This window comes from Amycolatopsis sp. ATCC 39116 (genome assembly GCF_000231075.2).
In the GTDB taxonomy this organism is placed as follows: Bacteria; Actinomycetota; Actinomycetes; order Mycobacteriales; family Pseudonocardiaceae; genus Amycolatopsis_E; species Amycolatopsis_E tucumanensis.
This window is the reverse complement of the sequence record NZ_AFWY03000043.1, coordinates 1-11,976: the sequence shown is the minus strand read 5'-3', so window position 1 is coordinate 11,976 and position 11,976 is coordinate 1. Positions and strand designations below refer to the sequence as shown.

The window sequence follows — 11,976 nt, the reverse complement described above, 5'->3', positions numbered from 1 at the left end:
CGGGGTAGGGCGAACGCCCTGGTGGGGGCGGGTGCTCTGGGGATGGGGGCGTTCTCGGTGTGCAGTGGGTCTTTCGTGGGGTTGTGGGCGGGCCGGTCGTGGGTGGGTGAGTGGGCCGCTCGTGGAGGGCGGGGCGACGTGGTGGGGATCGCTGTGCTGGTCGCGTGGCCGGTGGTCGAGTCTCGGCGATGCCGTCGCGCGGGTCGGGGACGGGAGCCCGGGCGCCGGGCGCGCAGTAGTGGGAATCGCCGTAGCGATGGGCCCGCGTGGTTGGGGTCGTGTCTCGAGGGTGCCGTGTGGGAGGGGCTTCGGAATTGCCATGACGGCGGTCGCCCGCGCCGGTGCTGGTTTCTCGGGGGTGCCAGACCGCAATGGGCTCCGGTGGCGGGAATCGACGTGGCGGCGCGCGTGGTCTGAGGTGGCCGTGCGTGGCCGGGGTGAATTGCACCCTGGCGTGGCGGAAATCGCTTGGCGCGGGGGCGCGTGCAAGTCGGCGGGCGCGAGAAGGGCTTTCGCCGGGCCGCCCGTCAATCGCTCAGTGCGTGATGTGCTTGGCTTCGCGCGGGGGTTGCGTCAGCGCGGAATCGCGGGCGGCACGGGCTATCCGGACCTGGTTGCGGCCGCCCTCCTTCGCCTCGTAGACGGCCGCGTCCGCGGCCTGCATCAGCGTCGGCAGGGTGTCGCCGTGGTCGGGGAACACCGCGACCCCGATCGAGGCCGTCCGCTCCGACACCAGCGTCTGGTCACCGCGCTTGTTGGTCGTCCTGATCTGCAGTCCGGCCACCGCCGAGCGGATGCGCTCCCCGGCGACCGTCGCCGCCGCCTGGTCCGTGTCCGGCAGCAGCACCAGGAACTCCTCACCACCGAAGCGGCCCACGACGTCGCTCGGGCGGGTCACCTCGTCCAGCAGCTGCGCCAGGTTCCGCAGCACGTCGTCGCCCGCGGGGTGGCCGTACGTGTCGTTGATCCACTTAAAGTGGTCCAGGTCGATCATCAGGATGGCCAGCGGATCGGCCGCCTTCGTCGCCCTGTTCAGGGCCCGCTCGGCCGACTCGGTCCAGCCGCGCATGTTCGCGACCTGCGTCTTCGGGTCGGTCCGCACGTCGGCCTGCAGCTGCTCGATCTCGGCGAGCCGGTTGAAGACCACCGTCACCACGGCCATGATCGCGACCGTCGGCGGCATGATCACCAGCAGGATCGCCGTCACCGCGCCGAGGCCGATCGTGATCGCCTCCAGCACGTTGTCCGCCGGGCTGCCCAGCACCGTCCGCGCGTTCGCCTTCTCCGGCGCGGCCAGCGCGATCACGGATCCGACGTAGAGGATCTGCACGCCCTCGTAGATGAGCCCGGCCACCAGCATCCAGCCGAACTCGGTGAGCGAGCCCGCGACGTCCAGCGAACCCCAGTCGTGCGGACCCAGCTCGACGTAGACCTGGTGGGCGAGCGTCGCCGCCAGCATGTGGGCCACCGTGGAGTACACGAAGTTGTGCGCAGGCCGCCGCGCGACGAACCAGCGCTGCACCCGGACCAGGCCGACGACCAAGATCGTCAACGGCACCGGGAGAATAATCGCGGCAGGCACCACCCAGACCGCGGTCAGGTCGATCAGGACCCGGCCGCCCGCATTTCGCCGACGTTCTTCCTGCCGCCGGGTCAGTTGAATGTGCGCCGTCGCGCCCACGGTGAGAATCGCGAAGCGCAGCCAATCGAGACCGCTCGGCGGGCTCGCGTTCACGAATGCGACGACCAGCCACGCGACCGCAATCAGTTCGGTGACGAGCAGGAAAACGATGAAACGCTTCGGCCGCCGCCACAATGCCCAATTCCGCGGCAACATGGCGCGGCGCGTGCTCGACGCATCACGCTTTGTGTTCGCCTCCGCCCTCTCGGGCGCGGCTTGGCGGGGTACCGAATTTCGCTCCTCGATGGACTGAACGCCCTCCCTGAGGTCCGGATCGCCGTGGAGTGTAGGCGATCGCCGACGCGCGTGGTGCGGAGGCATCGGCTCACCTTCCCTCGACATCGCGTACCGCCGCCGGGTAACTTTGCTGTGCCCGGAACGACGCCGGGTACTTTCCATCAACAGGTATCATCTCACCGCACGCGAAGCGTCGCGTACCGCCGCCACGAGCGGCCGCGCGAACGTGACGCGTCCCGGCCACAGGCACCGAATGGAGGTGTTCCTCGTGTCTGACCGCGACTTCTGATCCCCTGGTCTGAATAGCGCTCGTTTTCGTTCCCGTGGGAGAGGTGTTCGTCGTGCGCGACCGCGACTTCTGAGGTGCCCTCGATTTGTGTTTGTTTCCGCCCGAATAACGTGAGGTGAATCGTCGTGCGCGACCGTGACTTCTGATCTTCCGAATGCAGCCGCCGCTGCCGTCAGCCGGTGCGGGTCGCATCGCTGTCCGTGCCGAGCACCCGGCCCCACGCCACCGCGAGGGGTACACCGAGGACCACCCCGGCCGCGCCCGCGATCATGATCGCCGTGGTCGCCGCGCCGGACCACTGCGCGAGCACGCCGCCGAGCGCGACCCCGACGCCCTGCGCGACCCGCAGGCCGGTCCGGTACAGCCCGCCCGCGCCACCGCGGAGCTCGTTGGGCACCCACGTGATGAACGTGGCCCCGACGGTGATGATGTACGCGCCCGTCGCGCCGGCCAGCGCGAGGACGACCAGGGCGAGCACCAGGTCCGGGCGCAGCCCGAACGCGAGCAGCAGTGCCGTCGGCACGACCGCGAGCACGCCGACCGTGCGGCGGCGGGCCGAGGCCGAGACGTAGCGGGACAGGACGAACACGCCCAGCGCGAACCCCAGCGGGTCCGCGGCCAGCAGCCACCCGACGGCCTGGTCGGGGGCGCCGATCTCGCGCGCCAGCGGGGCGGCCAGGCCTGCCGGCACCATGGCGAGCCCGACCAGCCAGGACAGGCCGAGCAGCACGCGCAGCCTGCGCTGGGAGGCGACCCAGCTGATGGCGCCGAACCAGGAGCCGTCGCCGTCGCCCGCGGCCGGGCGCGGGCGCACCCAGTGGTGCAGGGCCACCGCGCTGATCGCGAACGTCAGCGCGTCCAGGGCCAGCGCCAGCGACGGGCCCGCGGCGGTGACGATCACGCCGCCCAGCGCGAGCCCGGCCAGCATCGTGGTGTTCGTGGTGATGCCGCGGATGTCCTGGCTGCGCAGGTACAGCTCGTCGTCGGTGAAGATCTCGCGGGTCAGGGCGTTCTGCGCGGCGTTGGACGGCGCGCCGGCCAGCCGCGCGAGCATGACCAGCACGCACAACCACACCACCGGCATGCCCGGCACGGCCATGATCGCGATGAAGAACGCCTGCAGCGCCGCGGTGACCACGAGGATCGTGCGGCGCGGGTAGCGGTCGGCCAGCTGGGCCAGCCCGAGGCCGCCTGCCAGCGCGGGCAGGAAGGTGAGGGCGTAGGCGACCGCGGACCACAGCGCCGAGCCGGTGCGGTGGTAGACGGTGAGGGCCAGCGCGACCGTGGTCAGCTGGTCCCCGAGCACCGACTGGGCCTCGGCCAGCCACACGGTGCGGAACTCGCGGTTGGCGAGCGCCGCACCCATGGATGGGCGAGTCGTGGTCTTCACACCTCTCCCCACTTCCCCCTCGTCGGCTGGCTGCCTGCGCTCACTGACTCTGTCGCTGCCCGCCCGGTTCCTGTGACGCCGATCACCGAAGTGACACATTCCGCAACAATCAGTATGCCGCTCACTACACGCAGGCGAACAGTCACAGCGCGACCGTATCTCCTCATTGGGCCCATACGGTCGTAGACCTTCTAACCTTCGGGTTACGACGAACGGTGGAAGTTTCCCTGCCACGTGACCCGTGGTGCGGTAAGCCCGGCCGATCAGACGTCACTCGTTCAGCGCAGTGGACGGACCGTTCGTCGGCGCGCGGTCACCGTTGAGCAGTCCCGGCGCGAAGACTGGAACCACAGGCCAGGGAGACAGCCGAGAACGGGCTGGAGCTCGGGGACTGGCCGGTGGGGAGAGAACCGATGAGCATGCTGATGCAGGACCGGGCCGTCGTGGTGACCGGCGCCGGCCGTGGCCTCGGCGAGGCCTTCGCGGTGCACCTCGCGCAGGCGGGCGCGGCGGTCGTGGTCAACGACGTCGACGCCGAGCTGGCCGAACGCACCGCGGCGAACATCCGCGCGCACGGCGGGCGGGCGGTGGCCAGCGGGCACAGCGTGGCCGACCCGGCGCAGGCACAGGCGATCGTCGACCTGTGCGTGTCCGAGTTCGGCGCGATCGACGGACTGGTGAACAACGCCGGCCTCAACTACGAGGCGCTGCCCTGGGAGGAGGACCTCGACGAGGTCCGGGAGCTGGTCGAGGTCAACGTCCTCGGCGTGATGTACACCGGGATCGCGGCCGTGAAGGCCATGGTCGCGGCAGGCCGCGGCGGCTCGATCGTCAACATCTCCTCCGGCGCCTCGCTCGGCCAGCGCAAGCTCGGCGTGTACGCGGCGAGCAAAGGAGCGGTGGCGTCGCTCACCTACTCCTGGGCGCTCGATCTGGAGGAATCCGGCATCCGGGTCAACGCCGTCTGCCCGTTGGCCCACACCCGGATGGTCTGGAAGTCGGAGCGCTCGCTGCGCAACTGTCCCCCCGATCGGACGCCGTCCCGCATCGCGCCGGTCGTGCTGTTCCTGCTGAGCGACGAGGCGGAGGGCATCACGGGGCAGCTCGTGCGGTGCAACGGGCCGCAGCTGCACATCGTCGGGCAGCCCTACCTGAAAGCGCCCATCCTCGAACGGCAGACGTGGGACACCGAGACGGTGCGGCAGGCTTTCGACGAGGTGTTCAGCGCCCACCTGGAGCCCTACGGCCTGGAGAAGCGTGTTCCACCGCGCTTGCGCAAGTGGACCACGCCTCTCCGTTCGGCCTAGGCGCTACTGGTCCGCCGTGTAGAGGGCGGCGATGTCGTTCGCGTAGCGGTCGTTGATGATCCGGCGCTTCAGCTTGAGCGTCGGGGTGACCTCGCCGCTCTCCGGTGTCCACGGCTTGGCCAGCACCTGGTACTTCTTGATCTGCTCGACGCGGGCCAGCCGCGCGTTCGCCGCCTCGACCGCGCGCTGGATCTCCTCCCGCACGGCCGGGTGCTCGGCCAGCACCACCGGGTCGCTGCCCTCGATGCCCTGCTGCGCGGCCCACGCCGGCAGGAACTCGTCGTCGACCACGATCAGCGCCGTCACGTACGGCTTGTCATTGCCGATCGCGACCGCCTGGCCGATCAGCGGGTGCTCCTTGAGCAGCCCCTCGATGCGGGTCGGCGCGATGTTCTTGCCGCCCGAGGTGATGATCAGCTCCTTCTTGCGGTCGGTGATCGTGACGAAACCGTCGGCGTCGATCGTCCCGATGTCACCGGTGTGGAACCAGCCGTCCTCGTCCAGCGCGGAGGCGATCGAGCCGTCCTCCTGCAGGTAGCCCATGAACACCAGGGGCCCGCGCACCAGCAGCTCGCCGTCGGCGTCGACCTTGATCTCGGTGTCGGCCAGCGCGCGACCCACGCTGCCGGCGCGGAACGCCTTCGCCGAGTTCGACGTGATCGCGCCGGAGGTCTCCGACAGGCCCCACACCTCGTGGATCTCCACACCCAGCCCGGCGAGGAAGTACAGCACCTCGACCGGCAGCGCGGCCGCGCCGCTGGAGCAGAAGTGCAGCTTGTCGAACCCGAGCAGCGCGCGCACCGGGGCGAGCACCGTGCGGTCGGCTTCGGCGATCTTCTCGGCGAGGTCGGCGGGCACCTCCTGGCCGGCGTTGCGCAGCTTGTAGCCCTGCTGCAGCAGGTCGCTGGCGGAGAGCAGCGCTTCGCGCCGGTCCTCGGGCAGGCTGGGCAGCATCGCCTTGAGCCCAGCGGCGATCTTCTCCCACACCCGCGGCACGCCGAAGAAGCCCTGCGGGTGGACCCGGCCGAGCGCGCCGGCGACCTGCGTCGGATCGGCGAGCGTGTGCACGTGGCCGGCGTAGACGATCGGCATGTAGATCGAGATCTCCCGCTCGGCGATGTGCGCGAGGGGCAGGTACGCGATGTTCGACAGGTGCATCGGCGACTCGTGCAGCGCGTGCACGGCGTAGGCCTCGAAGATCACGTTGTGGTGGGACAGCACCACGCCCTTCGGGTCGCCGGTGGTGCCCGACGTGTAGATCATCGCGATCGGGTCCTCCGGGCGCAGGTCCGCCCAGCTGTCCTCGAACGCCTGCGGGTCGGCCTGGTGCAGTTCGGCGCCGCGGGCGCGCAGCTCGGCGAGGCTGACGAACCGCTCGTCACCTGCGGGGACGGCGTCCGCGTCGATCATCACGATGCGGCGCAGCGCGGGCAGCTCGTGCAGGACCTGCTGCCAGCGCTTGAGCTCGTCGGTGCCCTGGAGCACCACGATCGGGGTGCCGCTGTGGCGGGCGACGTAGGAGATCTGCTCCGGGCTCAGCGTCGCGTACGCGGTGCACGAGATGGCGCCAAGGTGCGTGGCGGCGAGGTCGGCGATCAGGTGGTCCGGGGTGCTCGGCGCCATGATCAGCATCCGCTCACCGCGGCGCAGGCCGAGGTCGGCCAGGCCGCGGGAGACCGCGGCGATCTCGTCGCGGAACGCCGACCAGGTCAGCGTCGGGCGGTCCGGGTCGTCCAGCGACGTGAGCGCCGGCAGGTCGCCGTACTCCGCGGCGTTGCGACGGAGGAGCATGGGAATGGTCAAGCCCTCGGCCTGCTCAGCGACGGACGGTTGGCTGGTCAACTGCGACCTCCTCGTGATCAGCTGGCGGAGACACCACCCTATGTGACCGCCAACACAGGGCGATAGAGAGAAAGGGACACGATGTCGCTGCGAGACGAAGCGGCCGAACTCGACGCGCTGGACCCGCTGGCGGGCAAGCGGGCGGAGTTCGATCTCGACCCGGACGTGTCCTATCTGGACGGGAATTCACTGGGCGCCCCGCCGCGCGGGGTCGCGCCGCGGCTCGCGGAGGTGGTCGGCGAGCAGTGGGCCGGGCGGCTGATCCGGTCCTGGGACGAAGGCTGGTGGGACGCGCCGGAGCGGATCGGCGACCGCATCGCGCCGCTGATCGGGGCGGGGCCGGGCCAGGTGGTGGTCGGCGACTCGACGACGGTGAACCTGTTCAAGGCGGTGGTCGCGGCGGCGCGGCTGAACCCGGGACGGCCGGAGATCCTGGTCGACGCGGGCACTTTCCCCACGGACGGCTACATCGCCGAAAGCGCGGCGCGCATGACCGGTCACTCCGTGCGGCGGGTGCCGGTCGGGACGCTGGCGTCGGAGGTCGGTCCGCGGACGGCCGTGGTGCTGGTCAACCACGTCGACTACGTGACGGGGGAGCTGCACGACCTGCCGGGCATCACGGCGGCGGTGCACGCGGCCGGCGCGGTCGTGGTGTGGGACCTGTGCCATTCGGTGGGGGCGGTGCCGGTGCCGCTGGATGCCGCCGGTGTCGACCTGGCGGTGGGGTGCACGTACAAGTTCCTCAACGGCGGGCCCGGGGCGCCGGCGTTCCTTTATGTGGCGCGGAAGTGGCTCGACGACTTCGACCAGCCGCTGACCGGGTGGGCCGGGCATGCGGATCCGTTCGGCATGACTCCGGACTATGCCGGGCGGGCGGGAATCAGCCGCGGCCGCACCGGGACGCCGGACATCCTGTCGATGCTGGCGCTGGACGCCGCGCTGGACGTGTGGCGCGACGTGATGATCGACCAGGTCCGCGCGAAGGGGCTCGCGCTGGGGGACTTCTTCCTGCGGTGCCTGGACTCGCTGGTGCCGGGCGCGCGTGTGGTGACGCCGCGGTCGCACGCGCGGGGGAACCAGGTGTCGGTCGCGTGGCCGGACGCCAAGGGAGCGATGGGGAAGCTGATCGCACGCGGGGTCATCGGGGACTTCCGGCCGCCCGAAGTCCTGCGGTTCGGGTTGGCCGGGTTGTACGTGCGGTACGCGGATGTGCTGCGGGCGGCGGAGGAGTTGAGTGGGTTGCGGTAGGGGTTTGGGGTTGTCTGGGTGGTGGGGTTCTGCGCGGCGGGTGGTTGGTGGTTTTCTGGGCGGGGTGATTCGTGGTGGTCGGTGAGGTGCCCAGTCGTGCGGGGTTGAACGGGCATTTCAACGAGGTGCGACGGGCGATTGGGTGGGCCGTGGCGGTTGAACGGTCCTTTCAAGCGCGTGCGGAGTGCGGGTTGGGCGTGCAGGCGGCTCGGCATCGCAGCTGAGACAGTGCGGCAAGCCAGCGTGGCAGTGCCGCGCGGCAGCACGGTGAGGCAGCGTGGCGCGCAGGTGGGTCGGCACCGCAGCAAGGCAGTCCGGCGAGGCTGGCCGCGGCGAGGTAGTGCGGACAAGCCAGCGCGGCGCCGAAGCGTTAGTCCCGCCCCTGCCAGGTCGTCACACACGCTTCGTTTCCCTCGGCGTCGGCCAGTACCCAGAATGCCGGGGCGGCCTCGGCGGATCGGAGGACGCCCCCGGCGGCCAGCGCGGCTTCGATCCGGCGCTGCGCCTCGTCGTGCGGCACCGACACGTCGATGTGGATCCGGTTGCGCTGGGGGCGCGGGGCGTCCATCTGCTGGAACCAGATCGACGGCCCCTGACCCCGCGGGTCGACCACCTCGGGCGGCCGCGGGCCGTCGACGTAGTCCATCACCGCCCGCCAGAACGGCGCGATCCGCGAAGCGTCGAGCGTGTCGATCGCGATTTCCAGCACCTGCGCGTCCCCCGGCGACGGCTCGTGTCCCAGCTCCCGCACCAGCTCGGAGATGCGCCGGGCCAGGTCGATCTCCCTCGCGGTCACCGGGGCGAGCACCAGCCGCACGCGACCCGGCCGGATGTCCACCGCCACCTCGTCCGCCACCGACAGCACCCGCTGCGCCACAACCCCCGCGTCCCGCGCCGACGGCACCGCCACCGCGGTCGACAAACCCGTCAGCACGTACCGCCAGCCGGCGTCGTGCACCGCTTCCGAGATCTCCGCCCCAGTGAGCCCCATCCGGCGCAACCTACCCCCACCGTCCACAACAGACAATAGTTGACCGGAGCAGCGGGAGGGGTGGGAGGCCGCTGCTCCGGCCGGTTATCTCAGCTCGCGGCGACCGGCGCGGCCGAGAATCTTCTGTTTTGACCTCTTCACCTTCGCCGATCACGAGCGCCGCGAACAGGGTCCAATGGCCCTGTTTGCCGACGGGAAATGTCACGCCGCCGGGTGGCGTACACGGCGGCTTCGGTACGCCGCTCGAAGCCGAGTTTGTGCAGCACCGACGACACGTAGTTCTTGACCGTCTTCTCGGCCAGGTGCAGGTGCTCCCCGATCTGCCGGTTGGTCAGCCCGTCCGCGATCAGCTCCAGCACCCGCCGCTCCTGCGGGCTGAGCTGCGCGTACCCCGGATCCGCCTGACCCTCGCCGCGCATCCGGTTCAGCACCTTGGCGGTCAGCTCCGGGTCCAGCAAGGACGCGCCCGCCGCCACCCGCCGCACCGCGTCCACCAGGTTCATCCCGGACACCTGCTTCAGCAGATATCCCGCGGCACCAGCCATGATCGCCCCGAACAGGGCCTCGTCGTCCGAGTACGACGTCAGCATCAGGCACGCCGGCGCCGGATCCACCGACGACCGGATCTCCCGGCACACCCCGATCCCTTCGCCGTCCGGCAGGCGCACGTCGAGGATCGCCACGTCCGGTGTGAGCTGCGGAATCCGGTGCAGGGCCTCGGCGACGGTGCTCGCCTCGCCGACCACCCGGATGTCGCCTTCGGACTCCAGCACGGTCCGCAAACCCGTCCGCACCAGCTCGTGGTCGTCGAGCAGGAACACCGAGACCGTCATCGCACCCTCCCCGCGCCGTTGAGCTCGGCCGTCCACACGAGCTTCGTCCCGCGCTCGCCACTCCGGCCGACCGAACAACTGCCACGCCACCGCGCCGCCCGCTCGCCCAAGTTGACCAGCCCGCTGCGCCGCCCGGGCTCGTCCGGAATTCCGACACCGTCGTCGGTGACGGTCAGCGTCAGCGACCGGCCGGCCACGTCCACCGCCACCTCCACCGACACCGCGTCCGCCTTCGCGTGGCGGGCGACGTTCGACAACGCTTCCCGCACCGTCGCCGTGAGATCGGCGCGCACCGGGGCAGGCACCGCCGAATCGACCGGGCCGGTGAACCCCAGCCGGGGCGTGAACCCCAGCGCGGGGGTGCAGTCCTGCGCCAGCCGCAGCAGCTCCGCGCGCACACCTTCGGCGGCCTCGTCGGGCTGGGTCAGCGAGAAGATGCTGTTGCGGATCTCGCGTATGGTGCGGTCCAGCTCCTGCACGAAACCCGTCAGCCGGTCCGCGACCTCGGGCTGCGTGACGAGCGGCCGCAGCGCCTCCAGCCCCAGCCCGGTCGCGAACAGCCGCTGGATGACCAGGTCGTGCAGGTCGCGGGCGATGCGGTCGCGTTCGGTGAACACGGCGAGCCGCTGCCGGTCCTCCTCGGCGCGGGCGAACTCCATCGCCAGCGCCGCGTGCCCGGCGAACGTGCGGGCCAGCCCGACCTCGTCGTCGGTGAACGGCGCGGCGCCGCCGAACTTCGCGACCAGCAGCACGCCCAGGGTCTCCCCGCCGACGACCAACGGCACGGCGACCGCCGAGTCCAGCCCGGTGATCTGATCCGGCATCCGGATGTTGACCTTGGCCTGCTCTTTGGCGGCGTAGCGGCCGTAGTTGCGCACGACCACCGCTTCACCGGAGCGGAACGCCGCACCGCTCGCCGTGCCGTCGACCGGCACCGTCAGCCCGGCCAGGCCGGGCGGGGCGTCCTCGCCCGCGGCGACGACCTCGAACACCAGCGTGCCGGGGTCGTCCTCGCGCGGGACGGCGACCGCGGCGGCCGTGGCGCCCGCGACCACCCGGGCGTGCTCGGCGATCAGGCGCAGCGTGCGCTGCGGGTCCTCGCCCGTGAGCAGGGCCGCGGTGACCTCGTGCGAAGCCTCCAACCAGCGCTCGCGGCTGCGCGTCCGCTCGTACAGGGTGGCGTTGTCGATGGCCATGCCGGCCGCGGCGACGAGCGTGACGACGGCTTCCCGGTCGGCGCCGGTGAACCCGCCCTCCTTGCCGGTGAGCCGCAGCTCGCCGAACCGCCCGCCACGCGCGTGCAGCGGCATCGTCAGCGACGAGCCGGGCGCGGCCGGGTCGCCGGTGCGCACGGGCGCGGCGTCCGGCACCTGGATCACGGCGTGCGCGGCGCCGGTGAGGCCGCACGCGCTGGTGACGATCTTGGACAGGATCTCGGGCAGGCTGAGGTCAGCCGCGACCCCGACGACGGCCTCGACAAGTCCGCGAACGCCCGGTCCGATCACCACTGCCCTTCCGGCAGCCCTACCCCACGAGCCGCCGACCCGAGACTACTTCCAGCGGGATGCGGATCCAACGGTCATCGGCGGTGCTCGCCGGCCACGCCCTGGCGCGTTCGCGGGTGGCCCGGGCCCGGCCGAGCACCGTCACCCACCAGCCGGACCCGAGGTCCGGGGCGAAGGCGTCCGCCTCGAACGCGACCACCCCGTCGTGCGCGGCGACGAACAGCGGACTGGCGGCCGGCGCGCCGAAGTTGACCGCGTCGTCCGCCAGCACGAACCGGACCGGCTGGACGGCGGGCAGACCGCGCGTGGTGAACACGACGCGCCCGATCCCGGCGGTGGCGAGCAGCTCCAGGCATTGCTCCCGCCCCAGCACTTCCAGTCCGAACGGATCGAGCATCGGAGCGACCGGTCTTTCGCGCGCGGGGAACGTCACGGCCACCACGATCACCCCGGCCGGTGGTGGCCGGTAGGGCCATTGGACCCGGGGGATCCGGGGCGGCTGGGGATGGTCGCGGCGGCCGGTTGGGCTGGGGGTGGGTGAGGGCGGGGTTGTGGTGGGGGTGGGGGTGAGCGGTGGGTGGGCGCGGGTTGTGGCGGCGGTGTTGGCGCGGCGGTGGGTGGGGACCGGGGTTGTGGTTGGGGGTGCGGGGCGA

10 protein-coding genes are annotated in these 11,976 nt (G+C 71.4%); 3 read left to right on the top strand and 7 right to left on the bottom strand.

What is annotated here, in order from left to right; genetic code table 11:
• Positions 1 to 535: 535 nt before the first annotated feature.
• Positions 536 to 1,765, bottom strand: a complete 1,230-nt coding sequence (locus AMY39116_RS43915; protein WP_369794369.1) for a GGDEF domain-containing protein — start codon at positions 1,763 to 1,765, stop codon at positions 536 to 538.
• Between AMY39116_RS43915 and AMY39116_RS48180 the strand changes: the two genes are divergently transcribed.
• Positions 1,662 to 1,934, top strand: a complete 273-nt coding sequence (locus AMY39116_RS48180) for a hypothetical protein (RefSeq protein ID WP_354711842.1) — start codon at positions 1,662 to 1,664, stop codon at positions 1,932 to 1,934. The genes AMY39116_RS43915 and AMY39116_RS48180 overlap by 104 nt on opposite strands.
• Before the next feature lie 445 nt (positions 1,935 to 2,379).
• Here AMY39116_RS48180 and AMY39116_RS0331130 read toward each other — a convergent pair whose 3' ends face one another.
• Positions 2,380 to 3,573 carry an MFS transporter gene (locus AMY39116_RS0331130; RefSeq protein ID WP_020421520.1) on the bottom strand — a complete coding sequence of 398 codons (1,194 nt, stop codon included), beginning with the start codon at positions 3,571 to 3,573 and terminating at the stop codon, positions 2,380 to 2,382.
• A gap of 437 nt (positions 3,574 to 4,010) precedes the next feature.
• Here AMY39116_RS0331130 and AMY39116_RS0331125 point away from each other — a divergent pair, with 437 nt between their 5' ends.
• Positions 4,011 to 4,904: an SDR family NAD(P)-dependent oxidoreductase gene (locus tag AMY39116_RS0331125; protein WP_020421519.1), complete on the top strand. Its 894-nt coding sequence runs from the start codon at positions 4,011 to 4,013 to the stop codon at positions 4,902 to 4,904.
• 3 nt (positions 4,905 to 4,907) lie between these two features.
• Here the strand turns inward: AMY39116_RS0331125 and AMY39116_RS0331120 are convergent, their stop codons facing one another.
• Positions 4,908 to 6,695, bottom strand: coding sequence for a long-chain fatty acid--CoA ligase (locus tag AMY39116_RS0331120; RefSeq protein WP_020421518.1), 1,788 nt, complete (start codon positions 6,693 to 6,695; stop codon positions 4,908 to 4,910).
• Between the two features lie 132 nt (positions 6,696 to 6,827).
• Between AMY39116_RS0331120 and AMY39116_RS0331115 the strand changes: the two genes are divergently transcribed.
• Positions 6,828 to 7,994 carry a kynureninase gene (locus AMY39116_RS0331115; RefSeq protein WP_020421517.1) on the top strand — a complete coding sequence of 389 codons (1,167 nt, stop codon included), beginning with the start codon at positions 6,828 to 6,830 and terminating at the stop codon, positions 7,992 to 7,994.
• A gap of 370 nt (positions 7,995 to 8,364) precedes the next feature.
• Here AMY39116_RS0331115 and AMY39116_RS0331110 read toward each other — a convergent pair whose 3' ends face one another.
• From AMY39116_RS0331110 to AMY39116_RS0331095, 4 genes are all read right to left on the bottom strand, one after another.
• Positions 8,365 to 8,985: a VOC family protein gene (locus AMY39116_RS0331110; protein WP_020421516.1), complete on the bottom strand. Its 621-nt coding sequence runs from the start codon at positions 8,983 to 8,985 to the stop codon at positions 8,365 to 8,367.
• A gap of 137 nt (positions 8,986 to 9,122) precedes the next feature.
• Complete coding sequence (locus tag AMY39116_RS0331105) at positions 9,123 to 9,818, bottom strand: response regulator transcription factor (protein WP_020421515.1); 696 nt, start codon at positions 9,816 to 9,818, stop codon at positions 9,123 to 9,125.
• A complete protein-coding gene (locus AMY39116_RS0331100; RefSeq protein WP_020421514.1) occupies positions 9,815 to 11,326 on the bottom strand; it encodes a GAF domain-containing protein in 1,512 nt (503 codons plus the stop codon). Before AMY39116_RS0331100 ends, AMY39116_RS0331105 begins: the two co-directional genes overlap by 4 nt.
• A 16-nt stretch (positions 11,327 to 11,342) precedes the next feature.
• Entirely contained in the window at positions 11,343 to 11,756 is a 414-nt protein-coding gene (locus AMY39116_RS0331095) for a pyridoxamine 5'-phosphate oxidase family protein (RefSeq protein ID WP_235716254.1), read from the bottom strand.
• Positions 11,757 to 11,976 lie beyond the last annotated feature (220 nt).